This is a genomic window from Metabacillus arenae (assembly GCF_014773385.1).
In the GTDB taxonomy this organism is placed as follows: Bacteria; Bacillota; Bacilli; order Bacillales; family Bacillaceae; genus Metabacillus_D; species Metabacillus_D arenae.
Genome location: NZ_JACXAI010000011.1, coordinates 33,858 through 52,619, shown reverse-complemented (window position 1 = coordinate 52,619; position 18,762 = coordinate 33,858). Strand labels below are relative to the sequence as shown.

The 18,762-nt window shown below is 38.7% G+C and carries 17 protein-coding genes and 1 pseudogene; 10 read left to right on the top strand and 8 right to left on the bottom strand.

The window, feature by feature from the left end; translation table 11 throughout:
* Window positions 1-6 precede the first annotated feature (6 nt).
* Window positions 7-228 carry a spore germination protein gene (locus tag IC621_RS10285; RefSeq protein ID WP_191158213.1) on the bottom strand — a complete coding sequence of 74 codons (222 nt, stop codon included), beginning with the start codon at window positions 226-228 and terminating at the stop codon, window positions 7-9.
* A gap of 189 nt (window positions 229-417) precedes the next feature.
* Complete coding sequence (locus IC621_RS26850; protein WP_263575987.1) at window positions 418-546, bottom strand: hypothetical protein; 129 nt, start codon at window positions 544-546, stop codon at window positions 418-420.
* 404 nt (window positions 547-950) lie between these two features.
* Here IC621_RS26850 and IC621_RS10280 point away from each other — a divergent pair, with 404 nt between their 5' ends.
* Window positions 951-2,111, top strand: a complete 1,161-nt coding sequence (locus IC621_RS10280; protein WP_191158212.1) for a DUF418 domain-containing protein — start codon at window positions 951-953, stop codon at window positions 2,109-2,111.
* On the opposite strand, the gene IC621_RS10275 is transcribed toward IC621_RS10280, so the two are convergent.
* Entirely contained in the window at window positions 2,095-2,280 is a 186-nt protein-coding gene (locus IC621_RS10275) for an aspartyl-phosphate phosphatase Spo0E family protein (RefSeq protein ID WP_191158211.1), read from the bottom strand. The two genes, IC621_RS10280 and IC621_RS10275, sit on opposite strands and share 17 nt — an antisense overlap.
* A 600-nt stretch (window positions 2,281-2,880) precedes the next feature.
* On the opposite strand from IC621_RS10275, the gene IC621_RS10270 reads away from it, so the two are divergent.
* Window positions 2,881-3,783, top strand: a complete 903-nt coding sequence (locus tag IC621_RS10270) for a fumarylacetoacetate hydrolase family protein (RefSeq protein WP_191158210.1) — start codon at window positions 2,881-2,883, stop codon at window positions 3,781-3,783.
* Between the two features lie 175 nt (window positions 3,784-3,958).
* Here the strand turns inward: IC621_RS10270 and IC621_RS10265 are convergent, their stop codons facing one another.
* A complete protein-coding gene (locus tag IC621_RS10265) occupies window positions 3,959-5,149 on the bottom strand; it encodes an ornithine--oxo-acid transaminase (protein ID WP_191158209.1) in 1,191 nt (396 codons plus the stop codon).
* Window positions 5,150-5,322: 173 nt separating this feature from the next.
* Between IC621_RS10265 and IC621_RS10260 the strand changes: the two genes are divergently transcribed.
* Window positions 5,323-5,679 carry a YisL family protein gene (locus IC621_RS10260; protein ID WP_191158208.1) on the top strand — a complete coding sequence of 119 codons (357 nt, stop codon included), beginning with the start codon at window positions 5,323-5,325 and terminating at the stop codon, window positions 5,677-5,679.
* Window positions 5,680-5,724: 45 nt separating this feature from the next.
* Here the strand turns inward: IC621_RS10260 and IC621_RS10255 are convergent, their stop codons facing one another.
* Entirely contained in the window at window positions 5,725-6,285 is a 561-nt protein-coding gene (locus IC621_RS10255; RefSeq protein ID WP_191158207.1) for a DUF2777 family protein, read from the bottom strand.
* Window positions 6,286-6,745: 460 nt separating this feature from the next.
* On the opposite strand from IC621_RS10255, the gene asnB reads away from it, so the two are divergent.
* Entirely contained in the window at window positions 6,746-8,593 is a 1,848-nt protein-coding gene (asnB, locus tag IC621_RS10250) for an asparagine synthase (glutamine-hydrolyzing) (RefSeq protein ID WP_191158206.1), read from the top strand.
* A gap of 97 nt (window positions 8,594-8,690) precedes the next feature.
* Here asnB and IC621_RS10245 read toward each other — a convergent pair whose 3' ends face one another.
* On the bottom strand, window positions 8,691-10,082 hold the full coding sequence (locus IC621_RS10245; protein WP_191158205.1) for an MATE family efflux transporter: 1,392 nt from the start codon (window positions 10,080-10,082) through the stop codon (window positions 8,691-8,693).
* Window positions 10,083-10,206: 124 nt separating this feature from the next.
* Here IC621_RS10245 and IC621_RS10240 point away from each other — a divergent pair, with 124 nt between their 5' ends.
* The 6 genes and pseudogenes from IC621_RS10240 to ilvD all read left to right on the top strand — a co-directional run.
* Window positions 10,207-11,073 (top strand): helix-turn-helix transcriptional regulator, encoded by an 867-nt coding sequence (locus IC621_RS10240; RefSeq protein ID WP_191158204.1) that lies wholly within the window; start codon window positions 10,207-10,209, stop codon window positions 11,071-11,073.
* Window positions 11,074-11,084: 11 nt separating this feature from the next.
* Window positions 11,085-11,663 (top strand): GNAT family N-acetyltransferase, encoded by a 579-nt coding sequence (locus IC621_RS10235; RefSeq protein ID WP_191158203.1) that lies wholly within the window; start codon window positions 11,085-11,087, stop codon window positions 11,661-11,663.
* Between the two features lie 508 nt (window positions 11,664-12,171).
* Complete coding sequence (locus tag IC621_RS10230; protein WP_191158202.1) at window positions 12,172-13,188, top strand: TRAP transporter substrate-binding protein; 1,017 nt, start codon at window positions 12,172-12,174, stop codon at window positions 13,186-13,188.
* A gap of 1 nt (window position 13,189) precedes the next feature.
* A complete protein-coding gene (locus IC621_RS10225) occupies window positions 13,190-13,762 on the top strand; it encodes a TRAP transporter small permease (protein ID WP_191158201.1) in 573 nt (190 codons plus the stop codon).
* 14 nt (window positions 13,763-13,776) lie between these two features.
* The gene (locus tag IC621_RS10220) at window positions 13,777-15,051 is read left to right on the top strand and encodes a TRAP transporter large permease (RefSeq protein WP_191158200.1); all 1,275 of its coding nucleotides are present in this window, start codon (window positions 13,777-13,779) and stop codon (window positions 15,049-15,051) included.
* A 60-nt stretch (window positions 15,052-15,111) separates the two neighbouring features.
* A pseudogene (gene ilvD / locus IC621_RS10215) lies at window positions 15,112-16,407 on the top strand (dihydroxy-acid dehydratase); the annotation flags it as partial.
* 173 nt (window positions 16,408-16,580) lie between these two features.
* Here the strand turns inward: ilvD and IC621_RS10210 are convergent.
* Window positions 16,581-17,627 (bottom strand): YeiH family protein, encoded by a 1,047-nt coding sequence (locus IC621_RS10210; protein ID WP_191158199.1) that lies wholly within the window; start codon window positions 17,625-17,627, stop codon window positions 16,581-16,583.
* Window positions 17,628-17,688: 61 nt separating this feature from the next.
* Window positions 17,689-18,759: an Ldh family oxidoreductase gene (locus tag IC621_RS10205; RefSeq protein WP_191158198.1), complete on the bottom strand. Its 1,071-nt coding sequence runs from the start codon at window positions 18,757-18,759 to the stop codon at window positions 17,689-17,691.
* Window positions 18,760-18,762: the final 3 nt, after the last annotated feature.

The window sequence follows — 18,762 nt, the reverse complement described above, 5'->3', positions numbered from 1 at the left end:
TCACTCCTAAGCATTCCCTACCATTGGTTGATCAATTAAGTCCATATCATACGTATTCGTTACACTATTATAATTATAAATATTTAAACCATCTCCTGAGTTAAAAGAACCTGCACCAGCAAAGGTTTTGACTTCACTATAAGGAGAAATTGTAATCACATCGCCTACATGAATGACACTGCTTGAACCAACACCGTTCACTTTAAATGCACCAACAATAGCCGGCATTTCATTACATCCTTCGCTGCCATATGTTTAATGGCATTAGTTTTTCTTTGTAAAAAAGATAAGTGAATAAGCTTTTTATTAGTTAAGAAAGTTTAAATTAATTAAAGTATGAATGTGATAGAGAATGATATTATTGTCCAGCGCAGGGCGCCATCAGCTCAAGGTCTCAGGGTCAATCTGACAAGTAGGTTAAAGAACAACCTTCATCTCTGCACGCCTTGTGCTTGTCGCAGAAGGGACTAGCGCTCTGTTCTTTTCGATTGTTTTCGTGTCCTGCTCTACCACCCAGAGACCAGTGGACATATTCCCTTCGCTCATGCTATAATCCTCCTGCTTAAATTTCAGAGAAACAAAGAAAGTCGGAGGATACCGTAAAGATCCGATTAGGGGAGCCGCCAACTAGATGGAGCTTTCAATTTTTCCTGCATGGCTACAGTAAAGTCCATAAGTAGCTAAAAGCGTGCCCTGAGCTTTTCTTATATCCTATGACAAACGCGGAATTTTGTGAAAAAAAATCACTCTTCTTCTCTATTCATTAGGTTGTGTTTTTATATTTTGTTACTATTGAAACAAAGGCAACCACTTCGAAATTTAAGCAATCCCCTTGAGGTGTGGGCGAGAATTGGAGCTGGTGGGATACTCCAATAGACTTTATTTGAAAAAAGCTATAAAGAATATGATAAAAGAAATAACGAAATGGCTTGAAAAAAAAGGGGGACCTTATGGAGAAATTTGAACAAATTACTAGCAGCAAAAGAATATCATCATTAGATGTCTTAAGAGGGTTAGCATTGCTTGGAATATTATTTGTTAACATGAGAGACTTTTCAGGGCCTCTTCTCTATATGGGTAAAATGGTCGTTAGCCTGGACCCATTAAATAATTTTGTCGAGAAGGCACTTACATTATTTGTTCAAGCAAGTTTTTATCCTTTGTTTGCTTTTTTATTTGGAGCAGGGACAATAATCTTTTATGAACGGGCAAAGGAAAAAGAGATCGCCTTTGGACCGCTTTATTTAAGAAGGCTGCTCGGGCTGGGGTTCTTTGGAATGATTCATGCCTTCTTTATATGGCATGGCGATATTTTAATAACTTATGCCGTAACAGGATTATTTATGTTTTTCTTTTTAAAAAGTTCACCCCTGGCTCTATTAGGTTGGTCAATTGGATTGTTTCTCGTCCCAAATCTTATCTTTAATGCTCTCTTATTTTTAACGATGCTTATAGATCCAAGCAGTCTCTCTGTTTTTGCAAATGAAGAGGAAATAAGTCAAGCAATTGCAAGCTACCAGCAGGGGAGCTACTGGGAGGTTGCGAATCAAAGAATTCATGACTGGCTGTATGTAAACAATCTTTTTTCAGCGCCGTTTTTAATTCTATCAATCTTGCCAATGTTTTTGTTTGGTGCTTATGCATTTAGATCAGGATGGTTTGACAAAGAAGGGATGAAAAAGATACATACAAAGTGGGTATTGATAATTACCGGCGGATTAGCGGTCCTCTTAAAAGGAATACCTTACATAACCGTTCAAAACGCTCTTACAGAACAACTGCAGCTTTCCGTTGGAGGACCAGTTTTAACCGTTTTTTATGTAGCAGGTTTTCTAGTACTTTATCGAAATGGGAAGGTTCAGAAAGCATTGCGTTTTTTTGCTGCGGTCGGTAAAGCCTCGTTAAGTAACTATCTGCTGCAATCGATCATATGCACAATGCTTTTTTATTCTTATGGAATTGGATTGTATAATCAAATTTCAACTATAGTAGGAATGGCTTTAACACTAATTATTTTTGCTGGACAGATCCTCATTAGCAATCTATGGTTTTCTAAATTCAAATCAGGACCAGCAGAATGGTTATGGAGAAAGTTTATCTATTTAAGATAGGAAGTTTAATATCTCTATTTTGTAGAGAGGAATGAGTTTCCTTTTGCTGCTGAAATAAAAGAGCATCAAGTTCTTGTGAACGTTTTAACGTAATTGGGGAGCTTAAACCATATTGTCTTGCTGCCTCAATAAGAATTTTCCTTTTTTTCTCAATTTCATAAATAACCATAATCCATTCTCCATCTTTCCGTAAAATAATTTTCCGCTTAGCTTGTCTAAGAGGGTACGCTTATTATACTACGTAATTTAGATTAGTTTATGTTTTCGATAAAATAACAATAAATGTTACAGGATTCTACATGAAGGTTAAAAAACCGGATAGGTAACAGATTCCTCTGTGGCTATTGACATTCATATTGCTATGCTAGGAAAATAAGGATGATAGCCCTTACTCAACTTCTTTTTAAATAATGGCTCTTTTCTAAGAAATTGTTGCTTATCATACAAGAAAAATTTCGGTGCCTAATGACCTTTTTTAATGACCTATATTTCGCTATTTAAGATGTCATTGGGCTACGATGGCGCTCAATTACTTTTTTTCCGATGACAGGGCATCATGATCCTCTTATGATGATATATTTCGAAATATAAGGGGTTTTAAGGGTATCAAAAAAGTGACTATTTTGTCACAAAAGCAACAAAGTTTGAGAAAACAGCCTAAATAATAAAGGAATTTTGTTGCTAGAAAGCGAATAATCATATTACTTCGCAATATAAAAGTAAAACATCGCCAATTAATTGAAGGGATGTAAACAAATGGGGGTTAAACATGAAATTTGCAACTGCATCGATTCACGGTCGAACATTTGTCGGATTATTGCTGGAGGATGGGCGGATATTAGATATACTGAGAGCAGAAAAAAAATTGTTCGAACTAGAGACTGTTCCAGGAGATCTTGTGCAATGCATCCAATTGGGAGAAAAATTTATAAATCATGTTAAACAACTTGAACAGTGGGCTAGAAAGGAAGAGGAGACAGAGTCTTATTTATACACATTAAAGGAAGTGCTATTACTAGCTCCAATCCCAAGACCCGCTAAAAATATTTATTGCGTGGGGAAAAACTACCGTGACCATGCGCTTGAGCTCGGAACAGAGGCAGATATTCCAGAGCATGTGATGCTTTTTTCGAAAACACCAACAAGTGTCATCGGCCATGAGGAAAAAATTGATCCGCACCTGCATTTAACTACTGAGCTCGACTACGAAGGAGAGCTGGCAGTTGTGATAGGCAAAAAAGGCAAGCAAATAAATAAAGAAGATGCGCTGGATTATGTATTCGGTTACACAATAGTAAATGACATTACTGCAAGGGATTTACAAGCAAGGCATAAACAATTTTTGTTAGGAAAAAGTCTTGATACCTCTTGTCCAATGGGACCAGTCATTGTTCACCAATCAAGCTTTGCTCACCTAGATTTTGAAATCGAAACAAAAGTTAACGGGGAAGTCAGACAAAGAGGGCAAGGAAAACAAATGATTTTTTCCATACCCGAAATTATTTCAACCATTTCGCAAGGAACCACTCTGGAACCGGGGGACATTATCGCAACAGGTACCCCAGCGGGTGTTGGAAAAGGATTTAAACCACCAAAATACTTACGCACTGGGGATGTAGTAGAAATAACAATTGAACCAATTGGCACTCTGCGGAATTATGTTGGAGAGTAGGGATTACCCGAACAGACGGCAGGAAGGCCAAAAATTGCGGGACGTTCAAGATATGATAAACCGCTAATATGGAGAAGAACAAAACTAGCGGAAAACCCATAAATTTTACATCTCAAACTGCGGGCAAATTAAATTAAAAAGGTTATCGCCGTTTATAGGGATAACCTTTTCTTTTTTAAGATAAAACTTTTTTCACTTTGTCAATTGCCCAATCTAAATCCTCTTTAGAAATAACTAGTGGTGGGGCAAAACGAATGACGGTTTCGTGTGTTTCTTTGCAAAGCAGTCCTTCTTCTTTCAGTTTTTCACAATAAGAGCGGGCTGACTCCTGAAGCTCTACTCCAATGAATAGCCCTTTTCCGCGGACTTCTTTAATGACAGGGTTATTGATTTCACGAAGTCGTTCTTGCATGTAATTGCCTAGCTCTAATGATCGTTCTGAAAGCTTTTCGTCGAGAAGGACGTCTAAAGCTGCAATGGACACTGCACATGCTAATGGATTTCCGCCGAACGTAGAGCCGTGAGAACCTGGGGTGAATACGCCAAGGATGTCTTTGTTTGCCGCAACGCATGAAATTGGAAATACACCGCCTCCAAGTGCTTTCCCTAAAATGTACATATCAGGGGAGACGTTTTCCCAGTCACAGGCAAACAATTTTCCTGAGCGGCCAAGCCCTGCTTGAATTTCATCAGCAACATAGAGGACGTTTTGTTCCTTACACAAATCGTAGGCTTCTTGCAGGAATCCATCATAAGGTATATTAATTCCAGCTTCTCCTTGAATCGGCTCAAAGATAAAAGCAGCAGTGTTAGGTGTAATGGCGTCCTTTAGTGCTTGAAGATCTCCGAATGAAATCACTTTAATGCCAGGGAGCATCGGACCGAAACCCTCTTTGTATTCATCGCTTGAGGACATGGAAACCGCTGTCATAGTCCGGCCGTGAAAATTATCTTCACAAACGATAATTTCTGCTTGATTTTCAGGTACACCTTTTACTTGGTATGCCCAGCGGCGCACGGTTTTAACAGCCGTTTCGACTGCTTCGGCTCCTGTATTCATCGGAAGAACCATATCTTTTCCAGTAAGCTTTGCTACCCTTTCATACCAAGGTCCCAGCTGGTCATTATGAAACGCTCTGGATGTTAATGTGATCCTGTCCGCTTGTTCCTTTAAAGCTGCAATAATTTTAGGATGTCTGTGGCCTTGGTTAACGGCTGAATAGCTACTTAGCATATCCATGAATCGATTGCCTTCAGGGTCCTCTACCCAAACACCTTCTGCTTTTGAAATGACAATTGGCAGCGGATGATAGTTATTCGCTCCAAATTTCTCAGTTTGTTTAATAATAGATGCTGTCTTTGTCATCGTATCCCTCCATAGAAAGAGTAAAAGTATTAATAATTTTCAATCTAAATACTACAATAATAGCTTACAAGTGAAAAGAATACAATAGACACAGTTTTTTCATTTCTGCTTCCAAATAAATCATGGTAAGATAGGGTTGTCAATCACTGACTGATAGAGGAGGAAATTTTCGAATGACACATGCCCATATTACCTCTTGGCTGCTTGCGATCATCTTATTTTTTGTAACAAATGCCATGATGAATGCCGGTAAAGAAAAGCCTGCTAAAATTTTGCACATGATTTTAAGAGTCCTATATATTTTAATCATTGTCACAGGCGTTCAGATTGTCCTTGGTTTGTTTCAAATCAGTGGAGAATATATTGGTAAAATCGTTTTCGGCTTGTGGACTGTTGTGATGATGGAATTGATACTTGTTCGCAACAAAAAAGGAAAGTCTACGAAAGCTTTCTGGATCCAATTTGTTATCGTTCTAATATTGACGCTCTTACTTGGCTTTAGATTGCCGTTAGGTTTCCAATTTTTTTAATTTTTGAACGGTACCAGGTACCGAAATTACCTGGTACCACCTAATTCAGTAAAAAACTGAAATGACCGATTGTTTGCCGCGACTCGTCGTAAATTCAAAACGGTCCTTATTCCTCATGCCTCGTTCAAAATGGTGCTGCAGAGCACAAACACTTTCTTCATTGTCAAACTGGTAAAATGATACTCCTTTTTTGAACGTTTTTTTCTCCATAAAAAGAAGTTGATTGTAGTTGTAAATACAGTCATATACTGAAAACCCCCATGAGTTTAGCTGCTGCACCAATTTTAAAAAGGTCTCATCAGGAATGGCTTCAAGCATTTTATTCAAAGCATAAGGAAGGTCTTTTTTTAAGCGAATGAAATCTCCCTCTTTAAGATCATAGTTCCCAAAAGGAAGATGAACCTTACCAGCACCCTTCCACATCCCCTTTTGCCACTCTAAATTAACGAGGATCTCCATTTCTTCTTCAACAACATACTCCAATAATTGAACATCATCTAGTACATCATCATAAAACAAATATTGATTATCTTTATGCAAAACCTTTCCAGCTTGATAGCTGCGTTCTTGATCTTGTAAAACCTTTTTGCGTATCTGTGATTGCATAATGCTCCTCCTCAAACTGGTTGTAGTCTTCGTTTTAACCAAATCGAGCCTACTTTATGCAGATGGACATAACAACTATTTTTGAAGCTTGCATACAATAGATACAGCTTACAAAGAAGAATGACTTGAAGGCGAAGCTGGAGGATTAGCAGAATAGACCGGATAAACTGGGGGCTTTGGTGAATTAGAACAGGAATTGGCCGTATAAACTGGGGAGCTTGGGTGAATTAACACAGGGATTGGCCGGATAAACTGGAGAATTGGTTGAATTAGTACAGAAATTGGCTGGATAAACCTGAGAATTGGTTGAATTAGCACGGAAATTGGCAGGATACAGAGGAGAATTTTTAGAATGAATGGACTGAATCGCTCCAATCATTAGCAGGACTGGTCAATTGCAAATTGCTGGTGTGAGATTGCCTTGGAAGTCCGATTAAATAATAAAAGGGGTTGATCATTCATGTGTGGGATTGCAGGCTGGGTCGATTTTAAGAAGAACTTGCAAAACGAGATGGACATCATGAAAGATATGACAGAAACTCTCTCGAAACGCGGGCCTGATGATACGAACGTGTGGGGAGAAGGGAATGTCTTATTTGGCCATAAGCGGTTGGTAGTGGTAGATCCTGTCTGTGGAAAGCAGCCAATGTCCAGGACAAAAAGCGGTGCACAATACACCATTTGTTACAATGGAGAGCTTTACAATACAGAAGATATTCGGAAAGAGCTGTTAAAGCGCGGATACTCTTTCCAAGGACATTCTGATACAGAGGTTCTGCTTAGTTCCTATATGGAGTGGGGAGAGGGGTGTCTAGACTATTTAAATGGAATTTTCGCTTTTGGAATTTGGGATTCAAAGAAAGAAACCCTATTTCTTGCGCGTGACCGGCTAGGAGTAAAACCCTTATTTTTCATGGAGGAAAATGGATCTCTCCTTTTTGCTTCAGAGCTAAAAGCGATCCTAAAGCATCCTGAAACAGAGGCCGTTGTTAATCGAGAGGGATTAGCAGAAATTTTTGGTCTAGGACCATCCAGAACCCCTGGTACAGGAGTTTTTAAAGGATTAAAAGAATTAAGGCCTTCACATGGCATGAAGTTTTCGAAAGAAGGAACAAAGATCTGGAGATATTGGAATGTAAAGAGTGAAAATCATCAGGATACGTTTGATGAGACAGTTGAAAAGGTTCGTTTCTTATTCGAGGATGCAGTTATCCGCCAGCTTGTTTCAGATGTTCCGGTCTGTACATTTTTGTCCGGAGGGGTAGATTCAAGTGCGATAACTGCCATCGCTTCAAAAGAATTCGATAAGCAAGGAAAAGGCCCTCTTTATACATTTTCCATCGACTATGAGGATAATGATAAGTTTTTCAAAGAAAATGAATTTCAACCTAACTCTGATGGCTATTTCATCAATTTAATGAGCGATACGTTCGGCACCATCCATCATCGTTCGGTTATCTCTCAAAAGAATCTAGCTGATTATTTGACTGAAGCCGTCCATGTTCGTGATTTGCCTGGAATGGCAGACATTGATTCTTCTTTGCTATGGTTTTGCCGGGAAATTAAAAGGGATTTTGTAGTTGGACTCTCAGGTGAGTGTGCCGACGAAATATTTGGAGGCTATCCATGGTTCCATCGTCCTGAAGACCTTGCAGCCGAGGCCTTTCCATGGATGAGGTCAACAGATGCCAGAATTGGTCTTTTAACAGAAGAGTGGCAAAAGAAATTAAATCTTAAAGAGTATGTGAAATCTCGATATCTGGAAACGATTCAGGAAACTCCCTTATTAGATGGAGAATCAGAAACAGAAACAAGAAGAAGACAATTATTCTATTTAAATATGATTTGGTTTATGACAACATTGCTTGATCGAAAGGACAGAATGAGCATGGGAGCAAGTCTTGAGGTAAGGGTTCCTTTTGCAGATCATCGATTAGTAGAATATGTGTGGAATATTCCATGGGAAATGAAAATGCATAATAACAGGGAGAAGGGGATTTTGCGTAAAGCCCTTGAAAAGGTTCTTCCAAATGACGTTTTGTACCGTAAAAAAAGTCCATATCCAAAGACACACAACCCTGAATATACAAAGCTTGTAAAACAATGGCTGCAAACCCTTCTTCGGCAAAAGGATTCTGCTTTGCATACTTTTCTGAATAAAAAAGAGCTTGATGAGCTGCTAGCAACGGATGGCAGTGCCTTTCAGGTACCATGGTTTGGTCAGCTCATGAATGGACCGCAACTACTTGCCCATTTAGCTCAAATTCATGTTTGGTTTGAAACATACAGAATCGATATTGATGAATAAATGAAAAGGTCTGAATCTTAAAGTAGATTCAGACCTTTCGTTGTAATTTTAGTTCATGTGATTTATATAGTAATGTTTTAGTAGCAGCCGGTTTGCTTTATGCTTGTAGAGATGTCTTGCGTTTTTCTATTGAAGCCTGAGATTTTGCATGGACAAATCCTTTATTTACCCAAACCTTTGATTTCCAGCGAAAATACATGAGAATGCCTCTTAACCACTCATCTGCAATAAAAGAGAGCCACACTCCGACCAGGCCATAGCCTAAATGTATGCCAAAATAATAGGCGATTGGCACACCTACACCCCACATTGATAATATTCCTACATAGACAGGAAACTTTACATCCCCTGCTGCCCGTAAAGAATTTATAATCACCATATTGAATGCACGGCCAGGCTCAAGAATAATAGTCAGCAGAATTAATATGGAGCCTACTGAAATAATACTTTGGCTATCTGTGAAAATAGAGAAGAGCTGTTCGGAAAAGAAGCTAAAAACAATGCCCATTCCAATTGAGAGTGCAATGGCGAAATAAAGGCTTCTCATACATCTCTTATAAGCACTGTCATAATCTCTGGCTCCAATGTGGTGGCCAATTAAGATTTGGGTTCCCTGACTTATTGCCATACTGAACAAAAAGATAAACATCATTAAATTTTGGGCGTAAACTTTTGTCGTGAGAGCTTCTGCACCAAGCATTGTTACAAAAAATGTAATGACCATTTGTGAAGTATTATATGAAAGGTGTTCTCCAGCAGAGGGAATACCAATCTTTAATAAGTTTTTCAAATGATAGATCGGGACAGTAAATAGCTTTTTTAACCTTAAGGACAGGTCTACTCTTTTTACTAAGATCAGCGTGATCACGATTAAACCGATAACCCTTGAAACGACTGTAGAAATAGCCACTCCTTGTACCCCTAATACCGGAAAACCAAATGGACCAAAAATAAATAGATAATTACCAATCACATTTATAATATTCATTCCTATTGTGACGTACATCGTATCCCTTGTAAATCCATAGCTTCTTATAACGGCACCAATCGTCATAATTAATGCCTGAACAACAGAAAGGCCTCCGACAATTTTTAAATAAATGGATCCATCTGGTATTAATTCAATTGGAAGATCCATCATTTTCAGAATTTGATTACTAGATAAAAATACGATTATCCCTATAAATAATCCGCTTATAAAGTTTGCAGCAATGGACATATAGGAAATTTCAATCGCTTCTTTCTTTTGATTCGCACCAAGACTTTGTGCAATTAAAATAGTTGTTCCTGTTGCAATAAAACCAAACATGACAATGATTAAATTCAGAATCTGATTTGCTACCCCTACAGCTGCTACCGAGTCATCTGAGTATTGGCTTAACATTAATGTATCCGCATTTCCCATTAACATATGAAGAAATAGTTCGATAAAAATAGGCCAAGTAAGAGCGAATAATGTCAATTTACGATTTGAAATGTCTTTCTTCATTTTTCTCGCCCCTTCACATAAAGTCAATTCAAACGTCTATTAGTGTATAATGATTGCTATAGAATAAAAAGAGAAGAATCCGATTATTTTTGGAAAAATACGACTTGAAAGATAGGGGAGAAAAATGGGTTATATTTCATTTAATATTCCGCCTTTTCCAGCCTATATTAAAGCTGGAGAATATGTGCATAAAAAAGGAACCAGACATTTTAAGCGGACATTTACCGTTTTTGATATGCTTTATGTCCGATCAGGTGAATTGTTTATGACAGAAAATAAAGTACCCTATTCGGTTAAAGCAGGTCAATATATCATTTTAGTTCCAGGGTTAGAACATTATGGACATAATGAATCCAAGGAAAATACGGAAACATTTTGGCTTCATTTTTCAATTCAAAAGGATTATCAATTAGTTGAAGAAGGAAATGAACATTGGGGTGATGTGAAAATCAGGGAAGGGACGTTTGAAAGTCCGACTGTATTCCAATTCAAAATCCCACGATTTGGAGAGATTAAACATGTAGAGTTTTTTGAAAAATTGCTTGAAAATCTAGTGTATATCTCTCAACAGACCCCTGATGCGCCTTTGAGACAACAAATGGACTTTGAAGAGCTCCTGCTGCATATTCAGAAAGAAGCCCTCCAAATTCCATCTGCTGCAGAAAAAGTAGTAGAGGCCACTATTAATTACATTCGCAAAAACTATCAATCTGATATAAAAATGGAAGACCTGGCAAGAGAGCTTCATTTTCATCAAGACTACATTACGAGATGTATGCAAAAAACAATTGGAATGACGCCAAATTCCTATTTAAATAAATACAGGATTACGCAATCAAAGCGCCTTTTAGTTACAACTGATTACAAGATGGCATCGATTTCTTCAGAGGTAGGCATTTCAGATTCCACTTATTTTTCAAAACTCTTTAAGAGACTTGAAGGAATTTCTCCGTTAGAATATAGGAAAATAGTTAATCGAAGAAATCGATAAAGGAGCTTATTATGATAAAAACAGGAAACAGGGTAACGATTCGTTCAATCAAAAAGGAAGATTTACCTGGCCTTTATCACTATATTTATGGAGTAGAGAACCCTGAATGGAAAAAGTGGGATGCTCCGTATTTTCCGCTCGGCAAACTAAGCTATCGTGATTTTTGTGATCAATATGAAATGTATATTCAACCGATTAATCAAATTCCTAGCAGAACAGCCATAGAAGTAAAAGGAAAGGTAATTGGTATCGTCTCATTTTATTGGGAACACCAACCATCCTATTGGTTAGAGTCGGGGATTGCGATATATGATCCCTCCTATTGGAGCGAAGGGTATGGAACAGAGGCACTAACTTTATGGATTTCTTATTTATTCGATAATCTGCCGCTTGTCAGGGTGGGCCTAACAACATGGTCAGGTAACGCGAGGATGATGAAATGTGCAGAAAAGCTTGGTTTCACACTTGAAGGCAGGCTTAGAAAGTGCCGACTATACCAGGGAAAACATTATGATTCTATGAGGTATGGGGTTCTAAGAGAAGAGTGGGAAAGGCTTGGGACAAAATCTTTTAATAAAATTCTAAACTAAGAGATGAATACAATGAACAAAATGAAAAGCAGTCGGTAACCACCGATTGCTTCCAGTCTCAGCTGTTTCTGCAAACTAGTTTGCAGAAATAGCTGGTATGGTTTTGCCGGGCTCTTATATATTTCTATGATCATCAGCTTTAGATGGCTGATTCGTCAAAAATCCAGTTCAAGTGAACCCGTTAAATCGTTATTAGTTAGTTTGCTCTTTTTTATAGTATAATTCCTTGTAAAATGATAGGAATAATGTATAATATGAGTGAATACAATACTTATATTTCATTTGACCGATTGGAAAACCAAAGGTCCTTAACTTCTGTTAAGGACCTTTTTGCTATAAAGGGGGCAGCATTGGATTTTACTATACGTTTTAGTAGTTTCAATAATCTGAAAATTCGTTTGATTTTCGCTTTATTTTATGGTTTAATAACTATTGAGCACTTTGTGGTTGGGTCACTAGGCCAATATAAAATGAAAGGGCTTTCAAAAAATCTAAGGGGGGAGCGTACATGAAAAAGTGGATATGTATTTTATCCACATTCGTACTTTTCGTGGTAAGCGGCTGTGCAAAACTTTCAGAAAGTAAAATAACTTCCGCAACTGATGCAGAATTTGTTCTGCGTTTAGGACACCTGCAAGGGGAAACACATCCTTATCATCAAGGAGCGTTAAAATTCAAAAAGTTAGTTGAAGAAGAATCAGATGGAAGTATTCGCGTAGACATTTTTCCAAGCAGTCAATTAGGAAATGGGCGGGATCAGGTAGAAGGGATTCAATTAGGATCTATTCATTTTCACATTGGTTCAGTTGCACCGATTACCAATTTTGCTCCGAAGTTTAACGTATTGAATATGCCTTATCTTTTTGAAAGCAGGGAACACGCGATAAAAGTTCTTGATGGTGAGATAGGAGAAGAGATTTCCAAAGATTTGGATAAGGCAGGAATCATAAATCTCGCTTTCATGGAAAATGGCTGGAGGCACATGACAAACAACGTTAGGCCGATAAAAACAGCTAGTGATGCGAAAGGTTTGAAAATTCGTGTGCAGGAATCACCGCCTTATTTGGCATTTGTAAAAGCATTAGATTCAAATGCTGTTCCTATTCCCTTTGGCGAGTTGTATACAGCTTTAGAACAGGGAGTTGTAGATGGGCAGGAAAATCCTCTTGCACAAATATCACTAAACAAATTTGATGAAGTGCAGCCATATCTTACTTTGACTGCACATAATTATGATGCTGCTGTATTTTTAATGAGTAAAACAATTTTTGAAAAAATGCCTGGTGATTTGCAAACCGTTGTCTTGGAAGCTTCACGTGAAGCGACAGACTTTGAGCGTGAGTTTTCCAAAAAAGAGGAGGCTACATATTTAAACGACCTTAAAGAGGCTGGGATGCAAGTAGAAGAAAATCCTGATATTAAATCATTTAAAAAAGCGGTTGAACCAGTATATAAGCAATTCGAAGCATCAATTGGCAAGGATTTAATTGAAAGAATTAAAGATAAAAGCGAAGGGGCTGATTAATTTGATTTTTGTTCAAAAGATGAGCCGAACAATAAATAAGTTTTCCTGTTATTTGATGATCGCTTTTTTTATCGTTGCATTTCTCGCTACAGTCTATCAGGTGTTCTCGAGGTATATCATTAACAGTCCTTTTTTAGCGCAGGTTCTCCCGGCAGTAGATTTCGGATTATTTAATTTTACTTGGATTGAAGAGTTAATTAGGTATTTATTTGTATGGATCGTCTTTCTTGGAATCGGTACAGTTTATAAAGAAAAAGGCCATGCCCATGTAGAGTTATTGTTACTCTATTTGCCAAAGGTTTGGCAAAAACGGCTTATTTTTATCATTGAATGTATCAATGCTTCTTTCTTTATCCTTCTCATATATCTTGGTGCTGCTATATTAAAAACTACTAGTTTACAAGTATCCCCTTCTTTGAATATCAACATGACAACCGTTTATATGTCTATATTCTTTTGTTCCCTTATTTGTCTAGTTCATTCAGCCGCCCATTTCGCAGCATGGGTTTCCGATTATAAAGTCCCTAAGCCGTTAACAGAAGAAAAAATGATTTCCAAAAATGTGACGACATAAAAAGGAGGAAAAATATGATTTTAATTATTTTTTCTGTTCTGCTTATTCTGATGATTATCGGAGTTCCGATTGCTATTTCACTGTCAATTGCATCAATTGCGGGAATCTTGACGAGTATTTACTTCATTCCATTAGAGGTAGTTCCTCAACGGTTATTCACAGCTGTTGATTCCTTTTCGCTATTGGCAATTCCATTTTTTATGCTTGCAGGCGAATTTATGATGGCGGGCAGTATGGCAAAAAGGATTGCAGCTTTTGCTTTTGCGTGTGTTGGCTGGATTAAATCAGGATTAGCCCAGGTGTCTACTTTAACAAGCATGTTTTTTGCAGGCATATCAGGCTCAGGTGCTGCTGATACGGCCGCTGTGGGGAAAATGATGATCCCGATGATGGAGGAAAAGGGCTATGACAAAGGCTTTTCTGCCGCAACAATTGCAACAGCAGGTACAATTGCTGTTGTCATCCCGCCAAGTATACCGATGATTGTTTACGGAGTTACCGCAGGAGTATCAATTGGAGATTTATTTACTGCAGGGATCATACCGGGAATCATTATAGGAATTTCAATTATGATCATGAATTATTGGCTGACAAGTAAAAAAGCCTATAGTGAAAAAAGTACAAAGTTCGAGCTGATTACGTTTCGAAAAGCATTTAAAGAAGGACTTCTAGCCTTATTTTTACCATTTATCATCATTTTCGGGATTAGAGGAGGTATTTTTACTCCGACTGAAGCAGGTGCAGTAGCTGCAGCTTACGCCTTTCTAGTCAGTAAGTTTATCTATAAAGATCTTGACTGGAAAGAGGTGCCTGGCACCTTCCTAAGAGCAGGAAAAATGACAGCGATGGTGATGTTTATTATTGCTGCCGCTAACCTGTTCGGCTGGTTTATTACAGCTGAACAAATTCCACAAATGCTGACCTCGCTTGTTGTCGGGATAACGGACAACCAGATTCTCATTTTGCTCATGATTAACGTGATCTTATTTATAGCTGGATGTTTTTTAAACGCTTCTGCAGCCATCACGATCCTGACACCTTTACTTCTTCCAATAGCAGTCAGCGTGGGAATTGATCCTGTGTTTCTTGGAGTTGTCATGGTAGTCAATTTAGCGATAGGGCTAATCACCCCACCTGTGGGACTTGATTTGTTTATCATACAAGGAGTGGCAAATGTTTCATTTGATAAGCTTATCAAAGCTGTTATCCCGTTTATTTTTCTGCTGGCTTTTGATTTAATGATCATTACTTATATTCCGGAGATATCTATGTTTTTGACAAGGTTGTAGTGAGAGTAAAATAGAAATTAGTTGGTGTCAAATAGTAGTATAAAGAAATACTTGTTGAGGGGTATGATGATGGCTGCTATGCGCTTAAATATTCCGTCGGTTTTTGTTAGTGGTGGTCCAATGGCAGCCGGTCGTACAAAGGATGGCCGGAAAATCTCCCTTTCTTCTGTATTTGAAGGAGTAGGTGCTTATCAGGCAGGAAACCTTGATGGAGAAGGTCTTCTAGAGCTTGAGCAGTTTGGATGTCCAACATGTGGCTCTTGTTCCGGAATGTTCACTGCTAACTCTATGAACTGCTTGGCAGAGGCACTTGGACTAGCTCTGCCAGGAAACGGAACCATTTTAGCAGTGGCACCGGAGCGTAAAGAATTTGTTAAACGCTCAGCTAGTCAGTTAATGAAATTAATTGATTTGGATTTAAAGCCGCGTGATATCGTGACAGAGAAAGCAATTGATAAAGCATTTGCCCTTGATATGGCACTCGGTGGATCAACGAATACGGTTTTACACACGCTTGCCCTTGCAAACGAAGCAGGTATAGACTATCCGCTTAAACGAATCAATGAGGTAGCAGCGCGTGTGCCGCATCTTTCAAAGCTTGCGCCAGCATCAGACGTTCATATTGAAGATTTGCATGAAGCTGGGGGAGTATCCGCTGCATTAAATGAATTATCCAAAAAAGAGGATGCACTTCATCTTGATGTCATAACAGTGACAGGAAAAACACTTGGGGAAAACATCGCCGGTTGCGATGTGAAAGACAACAATGTGATTCATTCAATCGATAATCCGTTCTCAGAAAAGGGAGGACTTGCAGTATTATTTGGTAACATTGCCCCAGATGGTGCAATTATTAAAACAGGGGGGGGCCAAGACGGAATTACTTTCCACGAGGGACCAGCCATTGTCTTTGATTCACAAGATGAGGCTTTAGCAGGTATTGCTGGTGGACAAATTAAAGAGGGACATGTTGTCATCATTCGCTATGAGGGACCAAAAGGCGGACCTGGTATGCCGGAAATGTTAGCACCAACTTCCCAAATTGTCGGTATGGGCTTAGGAGCAAAGGTAGCCCTTGTAACAGACGGACGTTTCTCAGGTGCTTCTCGTGGTCTATCTATCGGTCATGTCTCACCAGAAGCAGCAGAAGGCGGACCGCTTGCATTTGTTCAAAAAGGGGATCATATTGTTATTGACATTGAAAAGCGGACAATGGATGTTAAAGTTCCTGAGGAAGAATGGGAGCAACGAAAAGCAAACTGGAAAGGCTTTGAACCAAAAATCAAAACAGGCTATTTAGCTCGTTACTCTAAGCTTGTTACATCTGCCAGCACTGGTGGTATTATGAAAATCTAAATTAATTCATTAAAAGAGCCATTAAAAAGTCTAGTAAAATTAGAGACTATTTAACGGCTCTTTTTTATTTAAGGATAAGTTATTAAATGTTGGATTTAAATTAACTTTCCACAGTTAAATTCAAAAAAGCATTGTGCTCGTATAGCAACAATGCTTTGCTTTAAGTTATCATTCTATAGGAACAACAGCAAAATGAATCCTAGTCCTACCAGTGTACTAAACCCAATAAATCCAAGAATACTAGGTCTCCAGCCAGCCTTTTTAAATTCACTGAATTTGGTGCTTAAGCCAAGTCCGGCCATTGCCATCGTTAATAGAAATGTACTTAAGTATGTGATAGGTTCGATTAAAAAGGAAGGAATCACTCCTGCCGTTCCAATGATACTCATGAACAAAAATCCGAAAATAAACCATGGAATAGGGAGGTCGCGGAATGATTTTTTTGTTTTATTCATAGGTGAAAAGAAATGTCCTAAAAGGAGAGCTACTGGGACTAATAATGCTACTCTTCCCAATTTGACCATCATCGCTGAGTCAATGGATATGTTTCCTCCTGGGGTACTTGCAGCTATAACGTGAGCAAGCTCATGCAGTGTAGCCCCGGAGAAAATTCCGTATAAGTATGGATCGGCATCTGTGAGCTGAAAGAAGAAGATATAGAGTAAAGCTCCAATTGTGCCAAAAATCGCAATATAAGCGACGGCCAAGGCATTATATTCTTTTCTGCAATGAATGACCGGGGCCACAGCCATGATCGCAGCAGCTCCGCAAACAGCTGTTCCGACAGAAATAAGAGCTGAGAGGTGTCGATCCATTTTTAACAGTTTTCCTATTCCCAGCATGACTGCCATCGTAATAGCCACAACAGAAACATCTATCAAAAGAATCATTGGTCCTTCTTTAATAATTTGAGTTAATTCTAACCGGACGCCAAGTAAAATAATTCCTGCCCTAAGCAGAATTTTACTGCTGAAGGTAATCCCTTTTTCGGCGCTCGTTTCATAATTTAATAGTACCTTCCAACCCATGCCGATTAAAATAGCAATGATCATTGACCCCATAACAGATAAAACAGGAAATTGAACAAGCTGTGTCGATATAAAGGCTATCATGCTTGTTAAAAATAAACCCTGAAGATACCCTTTATATTTAGGTAGGCCGTCTAGTTTTACTTTTTGATGGGGAAAGGAAGTATTACTATTCACTTTTTCAGCCTGCATGAAGACACTTCCTCATTTTAAACTTGAATAAACTCTTTCTACTTTTATCGTAATCTTTCTTTTAGGCAAACTCATTTTGTTGATTAGAGGTAGGGAAGATGACGTCTAGTTCATTTGCTAGAGAGGATAGCTCCTGTTCAACTTGAGAAGAAAGAGCAATTCCTTGTTCCTTCTTAATGCTATATTCTCTAGCTCTTCTTTCACCGGGATACCGAATTTCTTCTACGCCCGGTACAGTCGCAATATGTTTCATTTCATCAAGAAGCATACTCAAATAATGCTCAAATTGCTCGTAAGGCATAAATTTTTCAATATCTATCAGAATAAAAAAATGACCTACATTTGCTGGGGCGTCAGCTTGATCATCATAAATGTTTTGAATATGGGGACCAAAAGCAGCACCAGACAATACTCCTGTTAATATTTCGACAGCGAGGGCCAGAGCAGATCCCTTCGCTCCGCCTAATGGCAATACGGCTCCTTTGAGAGCCTTCACCGGATCATTTGTTTCCTCTCCATTTTCGTCCATAGCCCAGCCATCAGGAATCGCCTCCCCTTGCTTAGCGGCTAAAATTATCTTTCCTCTTGCTACAATACTAGTTGACAAGTCAATCACTACTGGCGGCTGATCTTTTCTTGGAAAACCAAAGGCAATCGGGTTTGTTCCAAAAAAAGCTTTTTTTCCGCCCCACGGTGCGATCCCTGGAGGGGAGTTTGTAAATCCAATCATACCGAGATTTTCTTTGCATGCTAACTGGCAATAGTAAGAAGCGGTTCCAAAATGGTTACTATTGTTAATGCCGATGGCGCAAATTCCAGAGTCTTTAGCTAGCTTAATCCCTTTTTTGAGAGAGTGATAGGCTACTGCCTGCCCTAATCCATTATCCCCATTTACGACTAATACGGAGTGGCTTTTTTGCTTTATTTCCATTCTGGGGTTCGGGTTAATCCTGCCCTCCATGACCCGCTCCGAGTAAATGGACAGCCTGCTGATTCCGTGGCTGTCAACTCCTTCAAGATTTGCTTGAACTAATGCTTCTGCTGTAACAGCAGCATCTTCTTTGGGAACGTTCATTTTTAAGAGAATGTTTGTACAAAACTTTTTCAGATCTTTTGCTTGATATGTTCTCAAGCT

What these genes read in the sequence shown, in the direction of transcription:
- IC621_RS10285 (WP_191158213.1), bottom strand. Translation starts at nt 228, where the DNA reads ATGCCGGCTATTGTTGGTGCATTTAAAGTGAACGGTGTTGGTTCAAGC.
- IC621_RS26850 (WP_263575987.1), bottom strand. Translation starts at nt 546, where the DNA reads ATGAGCGAAGGGAATATGTCCACTGGTCTCTGGGTGGTAGAGCAGGAC.
- IC621_RS10280 (WP_191158212.1), top strand. Translation starts at nt 951, where the DNA reads ATGGAGAAATTTGAACAAATTACTAGCAGCAAAAGAATATCATCATTA.
- IC621_RS10275 (WP_191158211.1), bottom strand. Translation starts at nt 2,280, where the DNA reads ATGGTTATTTATGAAATTGAGAAAAAAAGGAAAATTCTTATTGAGGCA.
- IC621_RS10270 (WP_191158210.1), top strand. Translation starts at nt 2,881, where the DNA reads ATGAAATTTGCAACTGCATCGATTCACGGTCGAACATTTGTCGGATTA.
- IC621_RS10265 (WP_191158209.1), bottom strand. Translation starts at nt 5,149, where the DNA reads ATGACAAAGACAGCATCTATTATTAAACAAACTGAGAAATTTGGAGCG.
- IC621_RS10260 (WP_191158208.1), top strand. Translation starts at nt 5,323, where the DNA reads ATGACACATGCCCATATTACCTCTTGGCTGCTTGCGATCATCTTATTT.
- IC621_RS10255 (WP_191158207.1), bottom strand. Translation starts at nt 6,285, where the DNA reads ATGCAATCACAGATACGCAAAAAGGTTTTACAAGATCAAGAACGCAGC.
- asnB (WP_191158206.1), top strand. Translation starts at nt 6,746, where the DNA reads ATGTGTGGGATTGCAGGCTGGGTCGATTTTAAGAAGAACTTGCAAAAC.
- IC621_RS10245 (WP_191158205.1), bottom strand. Translation starts at nt 10,082, where the DNA reads ATGAAGAAAGACATTTCAAATCGTAAATTGACATTATTCGCTCTTACT.
- IC621_RS10240 (WP_191158204.1), top strand. Translation starts at nt 10,207, where the DNA reads ATGGGTTATATTTCATTTAATATTCCGCCTTTTCCAGCCTATATTAAA.
- IC621_RS10235 (WP_191158203.1), top strand. Translation starts at nt 11,085, where the DNA reads ATGATAAAAACAGGAAACAGGGTAACGATTCGTTCAATCAAAAAGGAA.
- IC621_RS10230 (WP_191158202.1), top strand. Translation starts at nt 12,172, where the DNA reads ATGAAAAAGTGGATATGTATTTTATCCACATTCGTACTTTTCGTGGTA.
- IC621_RS10220 (WP_191158200.1), top strand. Translation starts at nt 13,777, where the DNA reads ATGATTTTAATTATTTTTTCTGTTCTGCTTATTCTGATGATTATCGGA.
- IC621_RS10210 (WP_191158199.1), bottom strand. Translation starts at nt 17,627, where the DNA reads ATGCAGGCTGAAAAAGTGAATAGTAATACTTCCTTTCCCCATCAAAAA.